Source organism: Zobellia alginiliquefaciens (genome assembly GCF_029323795.1).
Lineage (GTDB): Bacteria > Bacteroidota > Bacteroidia > Flavobacteriales > Flavobacteriaceae > Zobellia > Zobellia alginiliquefaciens.
In genome coordinates this window covers 431,701-454,586 of record NZ_CP119758.1, presented here as the reverse complement: position 1 = coordinate 454,586, position 22,886 = coordinate 431,701, and the positions used below count along the sequence as shown (strand labels likewise).

21 protein-coding genes are annotated in these 22,886 nt (G+C 38.7%); 11 read left to right on the top strand and 10 right to left on the bottom strand.

What is annotated here, in order from left to right; translation table 11 throughout:
• The first annotated feature begins 3 nt into the window (after window positions 1-3).
• The 7 genes from P0077_RS01885 to uxuA all read left to right on the top strand — a co-directional run bounded on the left by P0077_RS01885 (window position 4) and on the right by uxuA (window position 11,314).
• Window positions 4-3,216: a SusC/RagA family TonB-linked outer membrane protein gene (locus tag P0077_RS01885; RefSeq protein WP_276167489.1), complete on the top strand. Its 3,213-nt coding sequence runs from the start codon at window positions 4-6 to the stop codon at window positions 3,214-3,216.
• A gap of 23 nt (window positions 3,217-3,239) precedes the next feature.
• Entirely contained in the window at window positions 3,240-5,099 is a 1,860-nt protein-coding gene (locus P0077_RS01880; RefSeq protein WP_276167488.1) for a RagB/SusD family nutrient uptake outer membrane protein, read from the top strand.
• A gap of 56 nt (window positions 5,100-5,155) precedes the next feature.
• Entirely contained in the window at window positions 5,156-6,400 is a 1,245-nt protein-coding gene (locus P0077_RS01875) for a DUF6807 domain-containing protein (RefSeq protein ID WP_276167487.1), read from the top strand.
• Between the two features lie 17 nt (window positions 6,401-6,417).
• Window positions 6,418-7,794 (top strand): Gfo/Idh/MocA family protein, encoded by a 1,377-nt coding sequence (locus tag P0077_RS01870; protein WP_276167486.1) that lies wholly within the window; start codon window positions 6,418-6,420, stop codon window positions 7,792-7,794.
• 119 nt (window positions 7,795-7,913) lie between these two features.
• Complete coding sequence (locus P0077_RS01865; protein ID WP_276167485.1) at window positions 7,914-9,290, top strand: putative oxidoreductase C-terminal domain-containing protein; 1,377 nt, start codon at window positions 7,914-7,916, stop codon at window positions 9,288-9,290.
• Window positions 9,291-9,295: 5 nt separating this feature from the next.
• Entirely contained in the window at window positions 9,296-10,114 is an 819-nt protein-coding gene (locus tag P0077_RS01860; protein ID WP_276167484.1) for an SDR family oxidoreductase, read from the top strand.
• The gene (uxuA, locus tag P0077_RS01855; protein WP_276167483.1) at window positions 10,115-11,314 is read left to right on the top strand and encodes a mannonate dehydratase; all 1,200 of its coding nucleotides are present in this window, start codon (window positions 10,115-10,117) and stop codon (window positions 11,312-11,314) included. It abuts the gene before it with no gap.
• A 2-nt stretch (window positions 11,315-11,316) separates the two neighbouring features.
• On the opposite strand, the gene P0077_RS01850 is transcribed toward uxuA, so the two are convergent.
• Window positions 11,317-11,745 carry a DUF4268 domain-containing protein gene (locus tag P0077_RS01850; protein ID WP_276167482.1) on the bottom strand — a complete coding sequence of 143 codons (429 nt, stop codon included), beginning with the start codon at window positions 11,743-11,745 and terminating at the stop codon, window positions 11,317-11,319.
• A 1-nt stretch (window position 11,746) separates the two neighbouring features.
• Entirely contained in the window at window positions 11,747-12,418 is a 672-nt protein-coding gene (locus tag P0077_RS01845; protein WP_276167481.1) for a ZIP family metal transporter, read from the bottom strand.
• A 203-nt stretch (window positions 12,419-12,621) separates the two neighbouring features.
• Between P0077_RS01845 and P0077_RS01840 the strand changes: the two genes are divergently transcribed.
• The gene (locus tag P0077_RS01840) at window positions 12,622-13,791 is read left to right on the top strand and encodes a THUMP domain-containing class I SAM-dependent RNA methyltransferase (RefSeq protein WP_276167480.1); all 1,170 of its coding nucleotides are present in this window, start codon (window positions 12,622-12,624) and stop codon (window positions 13,789-13,791) included.
• 42 nt (window positions 13,792-13,833) lie between these two features.
• Here the strand turns inward: P0077_RS01840 and P0077_RS01835 are convergent, their stop codons facing one another.
• From P0077_RS01835 to rlmD, 3 genes are read right to left on the bottom strand one after another with little or no spacing between them, the layout of a single operon-like run.
• A complete protein-coding gene (locus P0077_RS01835) occupies window positions 13,834-14,661 on the bottom strand; it encodes a DUF6048 family protein (protein WP_276167479.1) in 828 nt (275 codons plus the stop codon).
• Window positions 14,642-15,130: a DUF6452 family protein gene (locus P0077_RS01830; protein WP_276167478.1), complete on the bottom strand. Its 489-nt coding sequence runs from the start codon at window positions 15,128-15,130 to the stop codon at window positions 14,642-14,644. The genes P0077_RS01835 and P0077_RS01830 overlap by 20 nt, the downstream gene beginning before the upstream one ends.
• A 4-nt stretch (window positions 15,131-15,134) precedes the next feature.
• On the bottom strand, window positions 15,135-16,544 hold the full coding sequence (gene rlmD, locus P0077_RS01825) for a 23S rRNA (uracil(1939)-C(5))-methyltransferase RlmD (RefSeq protein ID WP_276167477.1): 1,410 nt from the start codon (window positions 16,542-16,544) through the stop codon (window positions 15,135-15,137).
• 475 nt (window positions 16,545-17,019) lie between these two features.
• Here rlmD and rocD point away from each other — a divergent pair, with 475 nt between their 5' ends.
• Window positions 17,020-18,264: an ornithine--oxo-acid transaminase gene (gene rocD, locus P0077_RS01820; RefSeq protein WP_276167476.1), complete on the top strand. Its 1,245-nt coding sequence runs from the start codon at window positions 17,020-17,022 to the stop codon at window positions 18,262-18,264.
• A 69-nt stretch (window positions 18,265-18,333) separates the two neighbouring features.
• Here rocD and P0077_RS01815 read toward each other — a convergent pair whose 3' ends face one another.
• From P0077_RS01815 to P0077_RS01805, 3 genes are read right to left on the bottom strand one after another with little or no spacing between them, the layout of a single operon-like run.
• Window positions 18,334-18,639: a CCC motif membrane protein gene (locus tag P0077_RS01815; RefSeq protein ID WP_276167475.1), complete on the bottom strand. Its 306-nt coding sequence runs from the start codon at window positions 18,637-18,639 to the stop codon at window positions 18,334-18,336.
• A gap of 4 nt (window positions 18,640-18,643) precedes the next feature.
• The gene (locus P0077_RS01810) at window positions 18,644-18,973 is read right to left on the bottom strand and encodes a CCC motif membrane protein (RefSeq protein ID WP_276167474.1); all 330 of its coding nucleotides are present in this window, start codon (window positions 18,971-18,973) and stop codon (window positions 18,644-18,646) included.
• Window positions 18,974-18,977: 4 nt separating this feature from the next.
• Window positions 18,978-19,289 carry a DUF2752 domain-containing protein gene (locus P0077_RS01805; RefSeq protein ID WP_276167473.1) on the bottom strand — a complete coding sequence of 104 codons (312 nt, stop codon included), beginning with the start codon at window positions 19,287-19,289 and terminating at the stop codon, window positions 18,978-18,980.
• A gap of 62 nt (window positions 19,290-19,351) precedes the next feature.
• On the opposite strand from P0077_RS01805, the gene P0077_RS01800 reads away from it, so the two are divergent.
• On the top strand, window positions 19,352-19,897 hold the full coding sequence (locus P0077_RS01800) for a DUF8465 domain-containing protein (RefSeq protein WP_276169160.1): 546 nt from the start codon (window positions 19,352-19,354) through the stop codon (window positions 19,895-19,897).
• Here the strand turns inward: P0077_RS01800 and P0077_RS01795 are convergent.
• A complete protein-coding gene (locus P0077_RS01795) occupies window positions 19,894-20,907 on the bottom strand; it encodes a hypothetical protein (RefSeq protein WP_276167472.1) in 1,014 nt (337 codons plus the stop codon). The two genes, P0077_RS01800 and P0077_RS01795, sit on opposite strands and share 4 nt — an antisense overlap.
• A 102-nt stretch (window positions 20,908-21,009) precedes the next feature.
• Here P0077_RS01795 and P0077_RS01790 point away from each other — a divergent pair, with 102 nt between their 5' ends.
• Window positions 21,010-22,158: a cysteine desulfurase family protein gene (locus P0077_RS01790; protein WP_276167471.1), complete on the top strand. Its 1,149-nt coding sequence runs from the start codon at window positions 21,010-21,012 to the stop codon at window positions 22,156-22,158.
• Window positions 22,159-22,226: 68 nt separating this feature from the next.
• On the opposite strand, the gene P0077_RS01785 is transcribed toward P0077_RS01790, so the two are convergent.
• The gene (locus tag P0077_RS01785; protein WP_276167470.1) at window positions 22,227-22,880 is read right to left on the bottom strand and encodes a hypothetical protein; all 654 of its coding nucleotides are present in this window, start codon (window positions 22,878-22,880) and stop codon (window positions 22,227-22,229) included.
• Window positions 22,881-22,886 lie beyond the last annotated feature (6 nt).

Genomic DNA, 22,886 nt, shown 5'->3' with positions numbered 1-22,886 from the left:
TCTATGAAACAACTATTAAGCCATTTTAAGCTATTTAAACGAACGCCACTTCTCTTCGGGCTCGTGCTATTTTTTAGTTTCCCAGCACTAGCTCAAGACGATTTTACTGTAACAGGAAAAGTTACAGATGAGTATGATGCGCCTTTGCCAGGGGCCTCGGTTGTTGAAAAAGGAACAACCAATGGGGTGTCTACGGATTTTGATGGTAATTTTTCCATTCAAGTATCCAATCGGGATGCTATTTTGATGATTAGTTATATCGGTTACGCAGAAAAAAATGTTTCCATAGCTGGTAATAATCAAATAAGCACTTCTTTGGAGCCAAGTGCTTCCTCACTGGATGAAGTGGTTGTAGTAGGATATGGGGCTGTAAAGAAAAAGGATTTAACCGGTTCAGTTGCGCAGGTTGATGCTGCTGAACTTTCCAATCAATCCGTAAATTCTGTCACTGATGTTTTACGAGGAAATGTAGCTGGTTTAAATATTGGATTTTCTGCGTCACCTAAAGGAACCAGTCAGATTCAAATAAGAGGTAGCAATAGTTTGTCAGCTGGTACAAGTCCTTTAATTGTCGTAGACGGTATGCTTTACACAGGAGACCTTTCCGATATTAATCCTGCTGATATTGATAAATTGGATGTGTTAAAGGACGCGAGTTCTGCCGCGGTCTATGGAGCCCGCGGTGCTGGTGGAGTAATTTTGGTTACTACTAAAAGAGGTTCTAGTGATAAACCTAAAATAACTATTAATACTAGTGTTGGTTTTGCAAGTGAACAAAATCCGGTGAAACCATATAGCCCAGATGGATATGCAGATTGGCGTGTTGATGTCTTTAAAAGTAGTAGAGGGCAACTGGCTTCTGAAAACCCTGGCATATTTGATAACCCAAATAACCTTCCTGATGGGGTTTCAGTAGATGAATGGCTAGCTTATACAGGTGCACAAGGTGACCCTACGACTGTGTGGTTAACGAGAATAGGTTTTCAAGATGTTGAAGTCCAGAATTACTTAGCAGGTAAGAGTATTGACTGGTATGACAAGATTATGCAAACTGGGTTTAGGAATGAACAAAATGTTAGTATTTCGGGTCGCAATGGTGGATTGAATTATTATTGGTCTGTTGGACGAACCTCTAATGAAGGTATTGTTGTGGGAGAAAAATTTGAGGCACTTCGGTCACGTTTAAACTTAGATGCTACCATTAACGATTGGCTAACTGTAGGTATGAATACGCAATTTGCTAAAAGAAATGAAGGGTTTATTCCGGCCGACCAAAATCAGGTTTTTAATTCATCGCCTTGGGGTTCAGAATTTAATGATGAAGGTACATTGTTAAGAATAAGTCCTCAAGATGATCCGGGTGCAGGCGCATCATCGGCTTTCTTACGACCTACATATGATGATTTGGTAGATTTAGAACATACATTCAACTCAAGAGTATATGCAAAAGTGCAATTGCCATTAGGCTTTTCTTATGAATTGGGATTTACTAATCGACTGGATATTGAGGAATATTTTGTACATGCTTCTTCTTTAAATCCTAACAATGTTGTTGGTCGTGCGCAACGATGGAACAGAAAACAGAAGGAATATCAACTTGACAATATTATACGTTGGGATAAAAGTGTTAACAAACATACTTTTGGTTTAACCGCGTTGTTCTACGCAGAGAAGTTTGAGACTTACACGACAATTGCGAATGCAAATACATTTGAACCGAGTGATGCCTTAGGTTTTAGCAATCTACAAGCAGGTACAAATCAAACGGTTTTTACCGATGATGAAGAGACGACGGGCGATGCTATCATGACTAGATTTAATTATAACTACGATTCTAGGTACAATCTAAGTTTAACAATGAGACGAGATGGTTATTCGGCATTTGGTCTGAATAATAAGCGAGCCTACTTTCCTTCAGTAGGCGGGGCATGGACAATTTCAGAAGAGAACTTTTTCAAATCTGATTTTGTAACCTTTTTGAAATTAAGAGCTTCTTACGGTGAAAACGGAAATCGAGGCTTCGGTAGTGCTAGAGGTATTACAACAAATCCTAATCCAGGCGGATTTAGAACATTTAATAATGAAAGAGGTTTAGGAGCTTACGCCCAATTATCAGAATTATCCGGCGGTAATTACCTAAATGTAGATGGAGGTACGGTAACCCCTGTTCCAACATTCAATAATAATACCATAGCAAATCCGGACCTGCGTTGGGAGAGAACAAAAGCAGTTAACTTGGGCCTGGATTTTAGTTTTGCAGGTGGTATTGTAGAAGGGTCTTTAGATGCATACCGCAATGTCACTACTGATTTAATTGTAAGAAGACAATTGCCGAGCGTAATTGGTTTTAATGAAGTTTTTACGAATTTGGGAGAGGTTCAAAACAAAGGACTTGAATTTGTGGTTTCTACGCAGAATTATAACCGTGAAAATTTTAGTTGGAATACAAGCTTTAACTTTTCCTTAAATAGAAATCAGATTAACGAACTATATGGAGACTTAGATGAAGATGGGAATGAGCTTGATGATTTAACAACACAGCGTTTTATTGGTCAACCTACAGATATAATATGGGATTATGAAGTGCAAGGGGTCTGGCAAACAGAAGAAGCTGCGGAAGCAGCGGCCCTTGGTTTTGAACCGGGAGATTTTAAGTTAAGGGATGTTAATGGTGATGGTATATTTACTGATGCCGATAAAGTTTTTGTAGGTAATCGTTCCCCGCAGTTTAGTATGGGTATGTCTAACCGTTTCTCCTTTTTGAAAAATTTTGACTTCTCATTTGAATGGTATGCCAGACTAGGCCAAAAAAGAGTTTTTAATGAAGCAAAAAATAGAAATGGCTTTGTGGATAGGGTAAACTCTCCACAAACTCCCTATTGGACACCAGAAAACCCATTGGACGATTATGCCCGTTTATTTTCTAACGATGGGCCGGGTTTTAATGTGTATAGAAGTGCTTCGTTCGTTAGGTTGAGCAATATAACATTGGCTTACAGACTTCCTCAAAGTTTATTGTCAAAGTTGTCAATGTCAAGTGCACGCATCTATGCTAATATTAGAAATGCTGCTGTTTGGGCACCTGATTGGGATTTCTATGATCCAGAAGGATCAAATGTCAATGGGGCATCTAGGGGTTCTGATGGTTTGTTTGATGCCAATGGTCGAGAACCAACACCTAGATTCTTCACTTTAGGAGTTGATATTAGTCTATAATAAATTTAAAATTTAGCAGTAAGATGAAAAATATATATACAAACTATTTGAGAAATCTGATACGATTTTTTCTGGTGGCACTTTTCATTCCGATTTCTTGTTCAAAAGATTTTTTGGATCAAGAACCAAAGTCATTCTTTACACCTGAAAATGCTTTGAATACACCTGAAGGATTAAATGCGATTCTTTCACAAGCACTTACGGGTATCCGCGGCGAATTTTACGGAGATGGCGCGCCTATGATTACGGAGAACATTTTTTCCGAGGTTTCTATTGAGGGTACAACCGATAAGGCGGGGCCAGCACAGGATTTGAATGCTCAGATTTTACCAGATGCTAATAACAATAGTAGTAATACCAACAAAATCAACTGGTATTGGGAGAGTTTTTACGAGGGTATCAAATTTGCAAATACGGTTATTGATAGGTTAGACGATGCAGAGTTTGATAGTGCCGAACAGCGAGCTGATATTTTAGGTAGAGCTCTATTTCATAGAGCATATCGTTATTACCGATTGACGCATCAGTTTGGCGATATTCCTTTTGTATTAGAAGAAATAAGTGGACCAAAATTAGATTTTGTTTCAACGGAGAGAGATGTTGTTCTAAGAAAAATTCAAGAAGATTTGAATATGGCGGCATCCATGGTTAATGAAGTGGCATCTGGGGGAGAAGTTACAAGAGGGGCTGTTTTACATCTGTTAACGAAAGTAAATCTTGCTTTGGGTGATTTTGATGAAGCCATAACTTCGGCATCACAGGTTATAGATGGGGGACAGTATGCTTTAATGACGGAAAGGTTTGGTATTAATGCTAACGACGATACTAAAGATATAACCTGGGATTTACATCGAGTCGAAAATAAAAGTATACCAGGTAACACTGAAGGGATTTTAGTAGCGATAGATCGTTTGGAGTTTCGTGAACAAGGGGCTACAAGTGATGGTACCAGTATTCAGAGACAGGCGGTACCTTTATGGTGGCGTTTTATCAATACGCCAGATGGTCAGAACGGAATGTCTGACTCTCCGGAGGCAGAAATTAATCTGGTTACGGATATAGGCAGAGGAATAGGAAGAAACAGAGGAACCAATTATAGTACCAAAGAAATTTGGAAAGATGCTAACAATGATCAAAGACATAAGCTTGGTAATTGGTACGATATGGAAGATTTGGTTTATAATGCACCAAGTTTAAAGGAATCCGGGAATAGTTTTTATGGTAAGAATTTAGAATTGTACTTGCCAGACGGAACTCCTCTTTGTTCTGATACCATCAGAAATTGGTACGGATTTCCTCAATATAAATTTTTGGTTCCAGACCCAACGGCTACAAGACCAGCAGGAGGTCACGGAGACTGGTATGTCTATCGTATTGCAGAAACTTACTTATTACGGGCCGAAGCTTATTTTTGGAACAATAATAATGCTCTCGCCGCGGCAGACATAAATGCGGTTAGGCAAAGAGCTGAAGCTGATCCAATTTCCGCTACAGATGTTAATATAGATATGATTCTAGATGAGCGTGCAAGAGAGTTGTACTATGAAGAAAGCAGAAAAACCGAACTTACGAGAATAGCTTACATCTTTGCTAGAACGGGAAGAACGGCTTATAATGGTAAGTCATATAATTTAGATAATTTCTCTCAAGACAATTTTTGGTATGATAGAATTATGGATGTGACGGATTTTTATAATGTTCCAGGTCTCAAAACTATTTTTGGAGTGTCTTTTACCATGAGTCCGTACCATGTTCTGTGGCCTATTCCGGCTTCGGCTATAAATGCAAATACACAGGGGCGTATCAATCAAAATGAAGGATATCCCGGTGCAGAATTAAATATAGCGCCGCTTACCAGTGTTCCTGAAGAAAGCGACAATTAATTAGTAGTTTGTTTGAGTTAGTTTTTGTTTAAATTCCGTTATCAAAAGTAAAGTTTATGAGTAGAGTTCTTTTATTAATACTATCAATTGTGCTGTTTTCATCCTGCACAAGTGATAAATCGATTCAGTTTTCTTTAAAAAAGGGTAACGGAATTTTTTTAGCACAACCGGTTAGTTTCGACTTGACCAAAGCAGAGGTTGCTCAAATCGATATAAAAAAGCCAATGGTTCTTTTTCAAGAGAAAGATGGAGAGTCCGTAGAGATTCCTTTTCAGATAGATGAAGAAGAAAATCGCATTTGGTTTGTGCCTGCCGATGATACTCAAAATTATCGGTTGCAAAACGGAAGTCCATCCGCAAAATCAGATGCTGGCATTTCAGAACAAAAGCAAGGGGGTAGCTTACAGCTTAATTTTCAAAACAAGCCTGCTGTTTCCTATCGGTATGAAATGACGTATCCACCGGAAGGTGTAGATTCTATTTTTAAAAAATCAGGATATATTCACCCGATTATCACACCAAAAGGAGATACGATTACTCGTATACAACCAGATGATCACTATCATCATTATGGACTTTGGGGTCCGTGGACACATACACAAGTAGATGGGGAAAGGGTGGATTTTTGGAACCTTGGTGATGGTATGGGTACCGTACTGTTTAAAGAGTTCAAGGACACTCAATCTGGAGATATCTTTTCGTCCTTTACGGCTGCTCAAGAGCATATAGATTTAAAAACCAAAACGGAACCTCAGGTGGCAATGAACGAAGCGCTTGAAGTTAAATTATGGACGTTAAACCGTCCTGATCGCTATATGTTCGATTATACGACGCGGTTCAACTCTCCATTAGAAAACGGAATTTTATTTGAAGCATACCGCTATGGTGGTGGAATAGGTTTACGATTTAACGAACGGTGGAAAGCTGATAATTGTTCGGTTTTAACTTCTGAAGGTAACGACCGTTTAACTGCCGATGGAACCAATGCCAAATGGTGCATTGTATCTGGTACTTCTTCGGATGGAAAAGGCACAAATGGAATTCTGTTTATGAGTCATCCAACGAACAGAAAGCATCCTGAACCCATGAGAATATGGCCTATTGATGCTAACGGAGGTAGAGGCGATATGTTCTTTGAATTTTGCCCTATTCGTCATGAAGAATGGAAAATAGAACCAAATAAAGATTATGAATTGAATTACAGAATGGTTGTTTTTGATGGTACTTTAAATGCTGAGGAGGCAGAAGCGTACTGGCAGTCGTTCGCAAAACAGAACCAAGTAGAATTAATCAATAAATAGAAATACCGAATACCACGATGGAAAGAAGAAAATTTATAAACAGAACAGCTTTAAGTACCGCCGCTTTAGTAGGTTTTCCTAGTATTGTACCGGCTCATGTTTTGGGTAAAAATGCACCCAGTAATAAAATAAACATAGGTCAGATAGGTTGTGGGCGTATTGCTAGGAGCCACGATATTCATGATACAATTAGGTTTGATCAGGCAAATTATTTAGCCGTTTGTGATCTTGATTCCAAGAGAGCGGCAGACGCTAAACTTTTGGTAGATGGTTTCTATCAGAAAAAAACGGGCAAGGCTAAGTATGTCCGTACAAAGGTTTATGATGATTATAGAGAAATGCTTTTGAACAAAGATATTGATGCCGTAGTAATTAGTACACCGGACCATTGGCATTCGCAACCCGCTATGGAAGCTGCTTTGGCGGGAAAAGATATTTACCTTCAAAAACCTACATCCCTAACGGTTAGGGAGGGACAGCAATTAAGAGATGTTATTCAGAAAACGGGTGCCATTCTTCAGGTAGGAACACAGCAACGTGCCATGCCTCAATTTAGAATTGCGGCAGAATTAGTGAGGAATGGGCGCATTGGTAAAATACATACCGTAAAAATTGGTTTGCCCGGTGATCCTGCAGGTCCTGAGGCACCTGCAATGCCCGTGCCGTCAAACCTGAATTTTGACATGTGGTTGGGATCTACTCCAGAAGTTCCTTATACGGAAATTGGGGTGCATCCTCAAGCCGACTATAGCAGACCGGGATGGTTGCGCTCACGAAATTATGGAGCTGGCATGATTACCGGTTGGGGTCAGCATCACTACGATTCTGCCGCATGGGGTATGAATACAGAGTTAAGCGGACCAGTATCCGTGGAAGCTCTAGCAGAATTTCCGAAGTCGGGATTATGGAATGTACATGGAGATTTCTTCGTGAAGCATGAATATGATAATGGTATTACCGTTTACACCAGTGGAGGCTATACCAACGGAATCCGTTATGAAGGTTCTGATGGATGGATTTTCGTCTCTCGTGGTTCGTATCAAGCTTCGGCTACAGACCCAGTGGATAAAGAAAAGAGTAGTAAAGCGTTAAACGCTTCGGATCCTAAAATTTTGGAATCAGTAATCGGTGAAAATGAAATCCATTTAGAAAAAATTGATGACCAGCATGGTAACTGGTTAGATTGTATCAAAACCAGAAAAGCCCCTATCTCTCCTATTGAAAAAGGACATAAGGCTTGTGCTATTTGCTTGATTAGTGATATAGCCATGCAGTTTGATAGAAAACTGGAGTGGGATTATGATAAAGAAGTGTTTATTAATGATGATGAGGCCAATGCCATGTTGCGCCGCGAGCAAAGAAAACCTTACGGAACGGATACCGTAAAGTATTAAATTAGGAAAAGCCCGTTCATTGTGAACGGGCTTTTTAAACCGCTCACAAAAAATCTATTATATAGATTGAAGTAGCTTTTGCCCACCTTTGGTAAAAGCCAAAGACTAACAACCCATATATGAAAAAGAATATTGCATTTTTAGTTTTACTGCTCGGCATTGCTTGTGGTGAAAAAAAAACAGAAGATAAAATGGTTGAAACCGATACACAAGCTAAAGTTAAGTTAATGACATTGGATCCAGGTCATTTTCATGCGGCTTTGGTACAGAAAACAATGTATCCCCAAGTAGATTCTACAATTTATCTTTTTGCTCCTGATGGTCCTGAAGTCAATGATTTCCTTAATAAAATAGATTCTTATAATTCCCGGGAGACGGACCCTACTTCTTGGAAAGTAAATGAATACTTAGGCGATGATTATCTGGAAAAGATGATTGCTGATAAACCTGGTAATGTTATGATTGTGGCTGGGAAAAATAGTAAGAAAATCGATTATGTTCTTGAGGCAGTGAAAGCCGGGTTGAATGTATATGCGGACAAACCTTTGGTGATTAATCCCGAAGGATTTAAGAAGTTACAGCAGGCTTTTGAGATAGCGGAAAAGAACGGAGTGTTGATTTACGACATCATGACCGAGCGTTTTGAGTCCACCACTTTAATGCAGAAAACTTTTTCGGATATACCTGAAATATTTGGGGAATTAATTGATGGTTCTGTGGAAGAGCCCGCTATTAGCAAAGAAAGCGTACATCATTTTTTTAAGTATGTTTCCGGTCAACCGTTGGTGCGTCCGGCCTGGTTTTTTGATGTGAATGAAGAGGGCGAAGGTATTGTAGATGTTACCACACATTTGGTAGATTTGGTTCAGTGGGAAGCTTTTCCGAATCAGATAATCGACACTACTAGCATTAATATGGTGAAAGCCAAGCGCTGGCCTACCGTGCTGACCAAAGAAGAATTTCAGAAAGTTACGGGTCTTGATTCCTATCCAGAGTATTTAGAAAAGGATATAGAGAATGATAAGTTGAATGTCTTTTGCAACGGAGAGATGATATACAACATCAACGGAAAGTATGCTAAGGTTTCGGTGATATGGAATTATCAGGCGCCAGAGGGTACTGGGGACACGCACTACAGTATCATGCGGGGTACAAAAAGCGACTTGATAATCAAACAAGGAGAAGAAGAAGGCTATAAGCCAACTTTATACATTGCACCGAAAGAGCAAGACGGGTTTGATGGACTATTGAAAACCGCTATTGATGATAGGATAAATGCTCAGTTTGCAGGAACGACCATGGAAAAAACGGATGACGGAACGTATCGCGTAAACATACCCGATGAATTTAAAATTGGACATGAGGCGCATTTTGGACAGGTTACGGAGAATTATCTAAAATATTTGGAAGCTGGAGAATTACCAGAGTGGGAAGTGCCCAATATGATCAGTAAATATTACACGACAACAAAGGCATATGAACTGGCGAAGAAATAATACATATGAACGAGTTTTTTGATTTAAGAGGAAAAACAATAGCCCTGTCTGGTGGTACGGGAGTTTTAGGTGGTTCCATAGCGGAATACCTTGTACAGAATGGTGCTCGTGTGATTTTATTGGGAAGATCTCCTGATAAACTGGACGCCAAGCGTGAGGCGTTAAATACGATCAGTGAAAAAAGTGCTGCTTCATACGTTGTTGATGTTATGAAAGAAAGCCAGCTAATTAGCCTTCGTGAAAAAATAAGGGACAAACACAGTAAAATAGATGGTTTGGTAAATTTGGCTGGAGGTAACCTTCCGGGAGCTACATTACAGCCTGATCAGACTATTTTTGATATTTCGTTGAGCGATACAAAAGAAGTGGTTGATTTGAATCTTTTTGGTAGCGTACTGCCAACCATTGTGTTGAGTCAACTGATGGTAGAGCAGGGGAAAGGCACCATAATAAATATTTCTTCCATGGCTTCTAAGCAGTCCATAACAAGGGTGTTGGGCTATTCCATGGCTAAGGCCGGTATCGAAATTTTTACTAAGTGGATGGCGGAAGAACTGGCTACTAAATTCAGTGATAAAATTAGGGTTAATGCTATTGCACCAGGCTTTTTCATTGGAAATCAAAACCGAAAAATTTTAATTAATGAAGATGGTTCCCATACGGAGCGAAGCAAAAAAATACTGGCAAAAACACCTATGAACCGTTTTGGTGATGCCTCCGAACTCAACGGAATGGTGCACTATCTTTTAAGTGAAGCTTCTTCTTTTGTCACGGGAACGGTATATGATGTAGATGGAGGTTTCAATTCTTTTACCGGAGTTTAGATGGAATACTTAAAGAAAACATACCGCTGGTTTGGACCAAATTTTGGGGTGACTTTAGCTGACATTACTCAACTGGGAGCAGAGGGTATAGTTACGGCTTGCCATAGTGTGGCTACAGGAGAGGTTTGGCCGGAAGAGACTATATCGGATATTAAATCTGAAATAGAACAACACGGTATGGAATGGTCCGTTGTGGAAAGTGTGAATATTCACAACGCTATAAAGTACGGACTGCCGGAAAGAGATCTCTATATTCAGAACTACATTCAAACCTTAAAAAACCTAGCGAAGCATAACATTTATACTATTTGTTACAATTTTATGCCGCTTATTGATTGGACTCGTACCAACCTCGATTATCAATTGCCCAACGGGACTTCTAGTTTGCTTTATGACCCAATTGCCATAGCTGCATTTGATTTATTTATTTTACAACGGGAACGTGCTGTTGAGGTATATGAAGAGCAGGTTATTTCTAAAGCGGAAGCCTATTTTAAACGTTTGACAATTGAAGAAAAGAAAGCATTGGAGAGTGCTGTTTTGGCAGGTTTACCGGGTAGTAAGGAACCTATTCCTATATCCGTTTTTAGGCAAAACCTGGCAGTGGTTAGTCAAATTTCAAAAGAAGAGCTTCGGGAAAATCTTGTGTATTTTCTTAAGGCTATACTACCCGAAGCCGAGAAGTTGGGTATTAAAATGGCGATACATCCAGATGACCCGCCGTTTTCGGTTTTTGGTATTCCACGAATAGCTTCTTCCTATGATGATTTTCAGTTTGTTAAAGACTGTTACCCTTCAATTAATAATGGTTTTACTTTTTGCTCCGGCTCTTTGGGTGCATCGGCCAAAAATGATTTGGTAAAAATTGTGGAAGACTTTGGTGATTCTATTCATTTTGTTCATTTAAGAAATGTGCAGCTAAGTACCACAGGAGAATTCTATGAGGCGGAACACCTTAACGGTACGGTGCCCATGGCCGCGGTTATGGAAGCTTTTATAAAAGAGCAGCTAAAAAGGATGGGTTTAGGTCGTACGGATATTGCTATTCCTTTGCGGCCCGATCACGGTCATGTTTTACTGGATGATAAAAAAAGACAACAAGAATTTTACCCGGGATACTCACTAATTGGTAGAGCTCTGGGTATGGCACAGCTTTCGGGACTGGAAAATGGTATTCGCCATCAGATGAAGCTTTCCTGAGGCTATTCCAAAATCTCCCTGAAATCTTCAAAGAACAGTTCTACTTGGTTCATTTGTTCGCTCAAAAATATCATGGTTTCTTGCCATGTATTTTTATTGTGGATGGATACGTTTTCTAGGGTAACGTATATTCTAGAAATCTCTTTCCCGTTGGATAGAAAAAAGGCTTCGTCAAAAATAGCATCTGGCAGGTAGTCTTCAGATTGAAGTAACGATTGCAACGATTGAAATTTTTCCCAAAGTGTAATTCGTTTTTCAAGGTCATCGGTTTCTATATCAATGGAAACCATTGCCTTTTTTAAATTGAAATGAAACTTAAAAACAAGGCCTTTTATCTTGGTGTTGTAGAGTATCCACTTACGAGGATATGATTTGCCAAAGGCAATCCAAAAGTCTTCGCGTAGTTTTTTTGACTCGGCTTTGCTGAACATTTTATAAAAAATAAGCGATTATAATGCCCAAAAGTATGGCTACTATTTTTCGTAAATTAAAGGTATGTCCTTCGGAACTTTCGAAAAGTATAACCGTAGAAATATGTAAAAATACACCAATGACCAATGCGTTAATTGAGGCAAAATAAGTGTCTGCTAATTGGGTGTGCTCTGCAATATAACTGCCTAGTGGGGTCATTAATGAAAATACGGTGATAAACAAAAAGGCCTTTATTAGTGGTATTTTAGAGTTTAAGAGAAAGATACTCAATATAACAGCTATAGGTACTTTATGGATTAATATGCCGTAAATAATAGTGTTGTGGTGGTGTATGGGAAAACCTTCTAAAAAGGAATGAAGGCAAAGACTACCGAACAACAACCAAGGGAAAAGTTCTTTTTCTTTATCTAAATGTACATGGCCGTGTTCGGCCCCTTTAGAAAAATACTCCAAAATTATCTGAAGTAAGATTCCCAGCATCACAAAAAGCCCAACATTTTTAGGATCTCCGTGTTCATACACCGATGGAAAAAGTTCAAACAAGGTAAGCGCCAATAAAAAAGCACCACTAAACGCCAGAAGTAGTTTAAAATAACTTTTGTTATCAGGTTTTACAAGGTATACAAAAGCAAAACTCAGCAGAACGGCAAAAATTGGTAAGGCGTAATTCATTAACGGAAAATCGTTTTATAGGGGCTCTTAGTCTAAGAAATTTAATAATAATTACAGCTATAAACCCGCATTTTTCAGTTTTCCGAAAGAGCAATTTTGTTCTTTCAATAGAGAAAGAGCGAACGGCATTTTAGAAAGCAGAGGGTAGGTTCTTATTTCTCCGGCTAAAATACTGTATTTTTGCGGCAACTTTAGAATAAGACATGAGTAAAAATTTTAAAATGGTTGCCAAGACCCTCTTTGGTTTTGAAGAGATATTGGCTAAGGAAATTCGTAACCTTGGTGGAGGTAATGTGGTTGAAGGAGTTAGAAATGTGGCTTTTGAAGGGGATACCGGCTTTATGTATAAGGCCAATTTATGTTTGCGAACCGCCATTAAGATTATAAAACCTATTCATTCTTTTTCGGTACGTAGTGAGAATGACCTTTACAAAAAGATTTATGCCATGGATTGGGCCGAGTATCTTTCCGTGAACACCACTTTTGCCATAGATTCTACAGTTAATTCTGATAATTTTACGCATTCTCTTTATGTGTCGCAAAAGGTGAAAGATGCCATAGTTGATAAGTTTAGGGATATGGATGGAAGTCGACCTAGCGTAGACGTAAAGTTTCCTGACGTGCGTATTAATATCCATATTCATAATGAACATTGCAATGTGTCCTTGGATAGTTCAGGACGTTCTTTACACCAACGTGGATATCGTACGGCTACTAATATTGCTCCTATAAATGAAGTATTGGCAGCAGGACTTTTACTGATGAGCGGATGGGACGGGCAATGTGATTTTGTAGATCCTATGTGCGGTAGTGGTACTATGTTAACGGAGGCCGCAATGATTGCTTGCAACATACCGGTAAACATTAATAGAAAGGAATTTGCTTTTGAAAAATGGCATGATTTTGACCAAGACCTTTTTGAGAAAATTATAGAAGTCAGTCTGAACAAAGTTAGGGAGTTTCACCATAAAATTGTGGGTTATGATAAAGCTCCTTCTGCGGTGCGAAAGGCAACTGATAACGTTGAGAACGCCAACCTCTCTGAATACATTTCTGTGGAGCGAAAAAACTTTTTTGATACGGAAAAGTTCACGGACGGGAAGTTGCATATGGTCTTCAATCCGCCTTACGGAGAACGATTGAATTTGGATATGGAAGATTTTTACGCATCCATTGGAGATACTTTAAAGCAGAAATACCCAGGTACTGAAGCTTGGTTTATTACTTCAAATATGGAAGCTCTTAAATACGTAGGACTAAGACCTTCTCGAAAAATAAAGGTTTTCAATAGTCACTTAGAGTCACGTTTAGTGAAGTACGTAATGTATGAAGGAAGCAAGAAGGCCAAGTATATGAACAAGAACAACGATTAAGTAACTCTTTGTAAACCACCTTTGAGATGTAAATAGGAACGGCTATTGTCTTTGCGGTCGTTCTTTGCCTTCGGGTTTTGGTTCAGGTTGGGGCTGCGGAATTTCCTTTTTTGGTTCGTTTTTCTTTTTGTACAGGGGGATAAGGTAGCTCATAGAGAAATTGTAACCTATTCCAAACCTACTCCCATCGGTAACTTTGTTAAAACCGGGAATAAAGAGGTCGTCCAATTCATTTTCGGGTCTTTTGTTCGTTATTAATATGGCCAATCTAGCACTTGCCCCTAAATAGAGGTTACTAAAAAGTTCGGCTTTTATACCTGCTACGAATTCTAACCAAGATTTATTACGTCCTTCGTATTTTCCAAGTGCATCACTGCCAGAGGCAAAATCATCCGGATTCCAATAGCGGTTGGAGTCGAATATTTTATAGGCATTGAGTTCTTGACTAAAAGTGCTAAAAGCATAGCGCCCACCAATATAGATCATGTTTTGTTCACCATACCAGTTTCCATAGGTATTGTAATCAATTCCCACTTTAATATAGCTTCCAGATGTGGTGAACGTATATAAATCACCATCCGGATTGTCAATATCCGCACCAAGAGGCGTCCCTATTGTTTTTTCTTCGTTACCAAGTTCCGCTGCTAAATACAGGTTTTGAGTAAGTCTGTAATCCGCTACCAATTCCAAACCGGTATAATCATCATCAAAAAAGGAGTAGGCAAGTCTGCTCAAATCAGCTCCAATTCTAAGACCGTATTTTTGTTTGTATACGGTGGTGTCTTTTTTGTTGAGGTCAATAGGCTCGTTCTGAGAGAAACCCAAAGTGACAACTAAAAAGAAAAAAAGACTAGTGAAATATCTTAACATGGGCAGAAACTGTATTTTCTATAAGTGCATTATCTACGTCTATGGTCTGAATCCAAACCGAGTCATCCTGTTTAACCGTAGCCGTTAAGTTCTCAAAATTAGCAATATAACCGCAAGCTCTAGATTTGTAAAGTTCCTTTACGTCATAGTTAAAGGTTAGCGTATCTACATTAATATCATCAATACTCAATTGTCTTGATAAGGCAAATGTAGTGCTACTTGCGTCTACACGTAACGGCAAAACAATAGAATCTAATGCAATGTTGTCAATGGTGTCCTTTCCTTCGTTTTCTAAAATACCCCAAACAATCAGGTTTTGGACATCCTTAAATTCAGTAGGGTTTAGGGCATCGTAAAAACGAATAACCAGTTGGGGAGTATCGGCATCGGTACAGATATCATCCTTTTCACAAGCAGAAAAAGAGAGAATACCCAGTAGGATAACAAGAAGTATTTTGAGTTTGTTCATAAAGCTATAGCTTTTTCAAAAGTACAATATTTTCAACATGGTGCGTTTGCGGAAACATATCTACCGGTTGCACTTTTACCACTTGGTACATCTCTTTCATTAGTGCCAGGTCACGAGCTTGTGTAGCGCTATTACAGCTTACATAAACCACTTTTTCCGGGGCAATGTTCAATATTTGCTGTACCACATCTTTGTGCATACCATCCCTTGGCGGATCAGTAATAATTACGTCTGGAGTACCGTGGGTGTTTATAAATTCTTGATTGAAAACATTTTTCATGTCGCCCACAAAGAAATCTACATTGTCTATTTCATTTCGTTCGGCGTTAGCTTTGGCATCTGCAATGGCTTCGGGTACCGACTCAATACCAACAACTTTTTTTGCTTTTTTAGAAACGAACTGGGCAATGGTTCCGGTACCGGTGTAAAGGTCATAAACGAGTTCGTCCCCATTTAAATTGGCAAACTCTCGGGTAAGTTTATATAGTTCGTAAGCTTGCGCGGAATTGGTCTGATAAAATGACTTGGCGTTGATTTTAAATTTCAAGCCCTCCATCTCTTCAAAAATATGGTCACGACCAGAGAAACAAACAATTTCTTGGTCGTAAATAGTATCGTTTTGTTTCTGATTTATAACGTATAGAAGAGCCGTAATCTCTGGAAAGGTTTCTTTAAGGTGATTTAGCAACAGTTCGCGTTTTGCTTTATCATCTTCATAAAACTGAACCATAACCATAAGCTCTCCTGTGGAAGCCGTACGAATCATAAGCGTACGTAATTGTCCGTGCTGATTTCTTGGATTAAAAAATGTGAGTCCGTTTTTGATAGCAAAATCACGGGTTTCTAATCGAATAGCATTAGAAGGGTCTTGCTGCAAGTGACATTTTTTAATGTCCAAAATCTTGTCCCACATTCCGGGAATATGAAAGCCCAAAGCATTTTTATCGGCAATATTTTCGTCAGATTGAATTTCCTCTAAAGTAAGCCAACGACTATCCGAAAATGAGAACTCCATTTTGTTACGATAGAAATATTGCTCCTCGGAACCTAAAATAGGAGTAGTTTTGGGCAACTCAAGATGTCCAATACGTTTTAGGTTGTTTTCAACTTCCTTCTGCTTGTAAAAGAGCTGGTGTTCATAGCCCATATCTTGCCACTTGCAACCTCCACAAACACCAAAGTGCTGACATTGTGGTTCAGTGCGCTTATCGGAATAGCTGTGAAAAGCCGTTGCCACCCCTTCAAAATAGGCTTTTCTCTTTTTAGTGGTCTGTACATCTACAACATCACCAGGTACGGTATTGGTCAAAAAAATGACCCTTCCGTCGGGTGCTTTACCAATTGTTTTTCCTTTTGCACCGGCATCTACTACCTCTATGTTCTCGAATACCTGTCTCCTGTTCTTTCTTCGCATGCCGCAAAAGTAAGCATCCCATTGCATTTATTATAACTAAGATTACAATCCGGCTTATTAAAAATAGTTAAATGTGAAAATAATGACTTGTAAGTAGATGCAGCCCTTCTGAGTTAACCGGATAAGGTAATAAAAAAGCCAAGAAACCTCATTACAAGGAAACCTGGCTTTACAAACAATGAGAAAATCAAGGGAACTCTATTGCTTGCTATTGTTGAACTTATTTAAAATGTATTCTCATTGTGAGAGACTAGACGCAATGTTTTATAATCTGTTTATATTTTTTTTGGGCATGCTGTTTTGTTTAAAGTTCCGTTTAATTAAAGAAATTGTTAGGCGTTGTATGAGATGAAAAATATTCATTAGATTTGCAGCTCTACAAGGATGATTTCTCTCCCACGCTGAATTTTCGAATCTTCGAAAGGAAAAAGGTACAGAAGGAATTACTGAAGTTTTATTAAAAAGTAATTTTATCATGTCAGTTTTAGAAAAAATCAGTTCTAAGGATGCTATTGCATTAGAGGACAAGTACGGAGCACACAACTACCACCCATTACCTGTTGTTTTAAGTAAAGGAGAAGGTGTGTATGTTTGGGATGTTGAAGGAAAAAAATATTATGATTTTCTTTCGGCCTATTCCGCGGTAAATCAAGGGCATTGTCACCCTAAAATTGTTGAGGCCATGACCAATCAGGCGCAGACCTTAACGCTTACATCAAGGGCCTTTTATAACGATATGCTCGGAAAGTACGAGAAGTACGCTACCGAAACATTTCAGTTTGATAAGCTTTTACCCATGAACACGGGTGCGGAAGCAGTAGAAACTGCTTTGAAGCTATGTCGTAAATGGGCGTATGAGAAAAAAGGGATTTCTGAAAATGAAGCACAGATTATTGTTTGTGAAAATAACTTTCACGGACGAACTACTACCATTATTTCATTTTCGAACGACCCCGTAGCGCGTCAAAATTTTGGACCGTACACATCAGGATTCCTTAAAATTGAATACGACAATTTAGAAGCCCTGGCGCAAACATTAGAGCTAAACAAGAATGTTGCAGGATTTTTGGTGGAACCCATTCAAGGGGAAGCAGGCGTTTATGTTCCTTCTGAAGGGTATTTACGTGAGGCTAAAGCATTATGTGAAAAGCATAATGTGCTCTTTATTGCAGATGAAGTTCAAACGGGAATCGCTAGAACAGGAAAAATGTTGGCTGTAGATCATGAAAACGTTAAACCGGACGTCCTTATCTTAGGAAAGGCCCTTTCCGGAGGTGCATATCCAGTGTCTGCAGTTTTGGCAAATGATGATGTTATGGAGGTTATTAGACCAGGTAACCACGGTAGTACTTTTGGGGGTAACCCAATTGCCGCTGCGGTTGCAATGGCAGCTCTTGAAGTAGTTAAAAATGAAGAATTAGCCCAAAATGCCGAAACTTTGGGAACATTGTTCAGGGTAGAACTGAATAAATTTATTGATACTTGCAACATCGTAAACGGGGTAAGAGGTAAAGGTCTTTTGAATGCTATTTTAATTAATGATACGGAAGACAGTTCAACCGCTTGGGATATTTGTATGGCTTTAAAAGAAAACGGACTTTTGGCAAAACCTACGCATGGTAATATCATTCGTTTTGCACCACCTTTGGTAATGAACGAGGAACAACTATTAGATTGTGTCAATATTATTACCACAACTTTAAAGCAGTTCGAAAAATAGTTCGAAATAAAATAGACAAGAAAAGCCTGAAACTAAGTTTCAGGCTTTTTTTATGCGGTTCAGTTTTTATTATATGTTACCAGAGGCTGCCGTTGCAATGATTGCGGCAATGACGCCAAAGTAAAGAATGGCAATAAGTAAATATACGGCTGCCAATGCCAGACCTACGTACGATAATATTTTTCCGGTCTTAACATTTTCAATGCCTGAATATTCACCATTGCTCTGGTCAAATGCCTGCTGAGCTGTTTTTGCATTAGATAGACCAATGAAACTAAAAATAGCGCCAAAAGGACCGCAGCAAATAAGGGTCAAGACTATAGAAAGAATTCCAAAAGTGAGCGCGTTACTGGCGCCCGGTAAGGGTTGTTGCATAGTCTTATCCTAACAATTCTTCCATTTTTTCTCGCATTAACTCTGGGTCTTGCATTTCATCAAAGCCTAGGAAAGCTATCATACCAATAGTCATTAATAGATAGATGGCACTTAACACAATACCAATAATAGCTAGAATTTTACCTGTTTTTACATTGCCGTAATCTGTATAGTTTTCTGGGTTTTCTAAATATATAGCAGTTGCTTTTTTTGCTAAGACTAAGGCCACGATTCCAAATATTAGACCAAGAATACCATAGCAACAGCATGTAACTATTGAGAGTATTCCAAATACAAGAATGAGCGTAGCATTGGGCAATTTGTGTTGTTCCATTTTTTTAGTGGGTTAGGTGAGTCATTTTTAAAATATAGTTAACTACTATAATAGAACCGCTGAGTATACCAAGGGTGATTTTTATAGTGGTATCAAATCGAAATCGAATAAATTGACTTGTAATAGCAAACAAAACAAGCGGAATTAACGTAAAAATGGCCGGGTACATATCAAAAGCAGCACTTAAATCCCCTTTGAAGAAAAGAACGATAGAGCGTTGAAGACCACAGCCAGGACAATCAATACCAAAAAGCTTTTTGTTCAGGCAAGGCAGCATATAATCTTCAAGTACTAGTAGAATGGCGGCTAATTGCATTTTTACGGTTTAGCAATTCTTTCACGAAAATTACCATTATTTTTGTGGATACAAAACAAATTATGGCCGTTTTTCAAATAGGGGACAAGGTAGAGACCATAGATGATGTTATCTCTGGTAAGGTAATTAAGATTTTAGGAAGTGTGGTAACCATTGAAACGAACGATGGATTTGCCCTAGATTTTGAGTCGAATGAATTGGTTAGGATAGATACGGGCGATATTAGGGTTAGTAATTACGAAATAAACCAAATCAAGGCTGAAAAAGAACTTCCAAAGAAAAGAAGAACCCAGATTATAAAACCCAAGGAACGGAATGCGCCCAAAATGGAAGTGGACTTACATATACACCAACTCACCAAGTCCAGTAAGGGTATGAGTAATCATGAAATGCTTAATTTACAATTGGATACGGCGCGCGGTCAATTGGAGTTTGCTATACGTAAACGCATCCAAAAAGTAGTGTTTATCCACGGAGTAGGAGAAGGTGTGCTTAAAGAAGAACTGTATTATCTTTTTAGGCGCTACGACAATATCAAATACTATGATGCGGATTACCAAAAATATGGTTTAGGGGCTACCGAGATTTATATTTACCAGAACGGTTAGTTGCCCACGGTGGTATATGTACCTAGAACAAAATTGTCCAGAGCGGCAAGTGTTTCATCCGTAATATCATCACCATTGCCTTTTAAAACAAGTACTACGGTGTTAATAGAAATGGTATGAGTGTAGGTAACTGCTCCGGCACCATCAGGTTCGCTTGCTACCGTTTCTACATTAATAGCCCCGCCGGAAGAGATAAAGTTATGGCTTATAATCTCTTCGGAGAGTGCAGCGGTTGTACAAATCATCTCATCGGTGACAACAGTATCAAGTACAGTATAATTAAACTCACCGTTTTCTAAGGTTGCCGTTCGTGGGGTATCTACCTCCGTAACTTCATTTGCCAAAGCCGACAAAGGAATATCTAAGGAAACATATTCGTCGTTTATTGTTTTGTATAACCTAATGCTACCTTCAACAATAGCACTTGTACATTCGGAAAAATTGGTAATAGCCTCGTAGTCCGTAAATGGAACTTCAAGATTTATACTTGTTGGTGTAGATGTTTTAAAGGTACCATAGGTTAAGGTAGATGAATCTATAATGCTTTCATTTTGTTCATTGGTCAAAACCAAACCGCTAATTAATATGGTATGTGAATAGGTTTTTACATCTTTGGAAACCGCGGTTACTTTTGTGTTTACCGCAATATCTCCGGCTTCAGCCGTATTCTCGTTTATAACCGTTGGTTCCAATACAGGTATGGTGGAACAGAAATAATCTGAAGAAACATCATCAGAAAAAAGTCTATAGACCAAACTAGAAGAGCCGCCCAAAGAGCTGGTAAGTGTGCCTTCGGTAGAAGTTTCGTCTATCAACAACCCTTCTTCCAACTCTAATAAAAAAGCTTCATCCCCATCTATTTTAAAGAAAAAAGTGGTGTCAAGCGGGTCGTCCTCAAAGCCACAGGAGGCAAGGCTTACCGTGTCAAAATCTACACGTTCAATTTGTAGGTCGCCGTCATCACAGGCAGATAAAAGGATTAAAATACCTAAAAGTAGCGTTTTCTTCATGTGCCAAATTTAAAGGAAATAAAGGACAAGTTTATTCTGAATTAGGGAGAAATTAACTTTAATTCAGCTAATTTTGGAGGCTCTTAATTGAATTTTTTGGTAATGAAAAAGGTTTATTTAGATAATGCGGCCACTACGCAGGTACGCGAAAATGTCATTGTGAAGATGCAAGATGCATTAGCTAATTTTTATGGCAACCCATCTTCTACGCATAGTTTTGGACGATCTGCAAAGACAGCAGTAGAGAGTGCCCGTAAGACAATTGCCAAATACATGAACGCCCACCCTTCAGAAATTGTTTTTACTTCGGGAGGTACCGAAGCGGATAACATGATCTTACGTTGTGCCGTTCGTGACTTGGGCGTAGAAACGATTATAACATCAAAAATAGAGCATCATGCCGTTCTTCATACAGTTGAAGATTTGGCCAATGAAAAAGGAACCCAGGTTATATATGTTGATTTGGATCCTTTTGGGAATCCAAAACTTTCGCATTTAGAAGAGCTATTAACAAAGGACGATTCTAAAAAGTTGGTGAGTTTAATGCATGTTAATAATGAAATTGGTAATAAGATAGATATTTCTGCAGTATGTGAACTATGTCATGCAAGCGGAGCACTTTTTCATTCGGATACGGTGCAATCAATAGGCCATTATCCTTGGGATGTAAAAGAGGTTCCTGCCGACTTTTTGACGGCTGCCGCGCATAAATTTCATGGTCCTAAGGGAATTGGTTTTGCGTACGTAAAGAAAAATTCAGGACTGAAACCTTTTATTTCAGGAGGCTCACAAGAGCGAGGTAATCGTGCTGGAACCGAATCTTTCCATAATATTGTTGGGTTGGAAACAGCTTTCATAGAGGCGTATGATAATCTAGAATCTGAAACGGCTTATGTTCGTGAGTTGAAATCTTATTTTATAGGTAAGATGAAAGAAGAGATTCCGAATGCTAAATTTAATGGGCATTCTGGCGATTTGGATAAAAGTACGTTTACCTTGGTGAATGTTTGTTTGCCCATTAACCCACAGAAAGCTCTGATGCTTTTGTTTCATTTAGATATTAAAGGAATAGCCTGTTCTAAAGGGAGTGCATGCCAGTCTGGAAGTGATTTGGGTTCACACGTACTTACTGAAATCTTATCGGACGAAGATCTTGAAAAACCTTCGGTTCGGTTTTCGTTCTCAAAATATAATACCAAAGAAGAGTTGGACTATACCGTTCAGGCTCTCAAGGAATTTGTGGAAAAATAAAACTCCCTTTATGAAAGGGAGTTTTATTATTTACTATATAATTAAGAGTTTTTACTTAAGCCCCTAATTTACTTCTGTTTTCGGTCTTTTCGTTTTTCTCGGTCGTATGGAAATTTTCTAGCCGCTAATTTCATCATTCTATCAATGAGGTCAGTAGTATTTTTACCTGACTTTTTATTGATTTTCTTCTCATACTTCCAAAGAAGTTTTCCACTTGTGCCATCACTAATTTTAACGCCTATACGACCATAATTGGCATCGCCAGAAAAATAATCCATAAAACTAAATTCCGTTGGTATACCTTTTGAAAGGAGAACGTTCAAGTCCATGTTGCCACTTATGATGCCATCTACACCTAAAATTTCACTGAGCTGTTTAGTGGTGTACACATCAATGTTATTATAATCAATGTTGTTTTGTTTCAAAATTGCATTTGTGTTTTTTACATCTTGAAAGTCTACATTGAATTTCTTTTTCTTCTTTCGCTTAGAAAAATAGGTTTCAAGCGCATTCTGAACGGCATAACCTTCTTTTTGTTCAAGTGCATTAAGCTCCTCATGAGAAATATCGTCCTTTAGTTCAAGATTGGCTAAAAAAGGAATAATGGCCAATACTTGGTGGCTGTCACTAAGGGCGTCAAACTTGTCGCTTTCATAAATGTTCTTTTGGGCATTGGCAAAAATGCTGGTCAAAAGTAGTGCGGCAAAAAAAATCTTCTTCATTAGTAT

Coding starts and splice junctions, on each gene's coding strand:
- P0077_RS01885 (WP_276167489.1), top strand. CDS start 4: ATGAAACAACTATTAAGCCATTTTAAGCTATTTAAACGAACGCCACTT.
- P0077_RS01880 (WP_276167488.1), top strand. CDS start 3,240: ATGAAAAATATATATACAAACTATTTGAGAAATCTGATACGATTTTTT.
- P0077_RS01875 (WP_276167487.1), top strand. CDS start 5,156: ATGAGTAGAGTTCTTTTATTAATACTATCAATTGTGCTGTTTTCATCC.
- P0077_RS01870 (WP_276167486.1), top strand. CDS start 6,418: ATGGAAAGAAGAAAATTTATAAACAGAACAGCTTTAAGTACCGCCGCT.
- P0077_RS01865 (WP_276167485.1), top strand. CDS start 7,914: ATGAAAAAGAATATTGCATTTTTAGTTTTACTGCTCGGCATTGCTTGT.
- P0077_RS01860 (WP_276167484.1), top strand. CDS start 9,296: ATGAACGAGTTTTTTGATTTAAGAGGAAAAACAATAGCCCTGTCTGGT.
- uxuA (WP_276167483.1), top strand. CDS start 10,115: ATGGAATACTTAAAGAAAACATACCGCTGGTTTGGACCAAATTTTGGG.
- P0077_RS01850 (WP_276167482.1), bottom strand. CDS start 11,745: ATGTTCAGCAAAGCCGAGTCAAAAAAACTACGCGAAGACTTTTGGATT.
- P0077_RS01845 (WP_276167481.1), bottom strand. CDS start 12,418: ATGAATTACGCCTTACCAATTTTTGCCGTTCTGCTGAGTTTTGCTTTT.
- P0077_RS01840 (WP_276167480.1), top strand. CDS start 12,622: ATGAGTAAAAATTTTAAAATGGTTGCCAAGACCCTCTTTGGTTTTGAA.
- P0077_RS01835 (WP_276167479.1), bottom strand. CDS start 14,661: ATGTTAAGATATTTCACTAGTCTTTTTTTCTTTTTAGTTGTCACTTTG.
- P0077_RS01830 (WP_276167478.1), bottom strand. CDS start 15,130: ATGAACAAACTCAAAATACTTCTTGTTATCCTACTGGGTATTCTCTCT.
- rlmD (WP_276167477.1), bottom strand. CDS start 16,544: ATGCGAAGAAAGAACAGGAGACAGGTATTCGAGAACATAGAGGTAGTA.
- rocD (WP_276167476.1), top strand. CDS start 17,020: ATGTCAGTTTTAGAAAAAATCAGTTCTAAGGATGCTATTGCATTAGAG.
- P0077_RS01815 (WP_276167475.1), bottom strand. CDS start 18,639: ATGCAACAACCCTTACCGGGCGCCAGTAACGCGCTCACTTTTGGAATT.
- P0077_RS01810 (WP_276167474.1), bottom strand. CDS start 18,973: ATGGAACAACACAAATTGCCCAATGCTACGCTCATTCTTGTATTTGGA.
- P0077_RS01805 (WP_276167473.1), bottom strand. CDS start 19,289: ATGCAATTAGCCGCCATTCTACTAGTACTTGAAGATTATATGCTGCCT.
- P0077_RS01800 (WP_276169160.1), top strand. CDS start 19,352: ATGGCCGTTTTTCAAATAGGGGACAAGGTAGAGACCATAGATGATGTT.
- P0077_RS01795 (WP_276167472.1), bottom strand. CDS start 20,907: ATGAAGAAAACGCTACTTTTAGGTATTTTAATCCTTTTATCTGCCTGT.
- P0077_RS01790 (WP_276167471.1), top strand. CDS start 21,010: ATGAAAAAGGTTTATTTAGATAATGCGGCCACTACGCAGGTACGCGAA.
- P0077_RS01785 (WP_276167470.1), bottom strand. CDS start 22,880: ATGAAGAAGATTTTTTTTGCCGCACTACTTTTGACCAGCATTTTTGCC.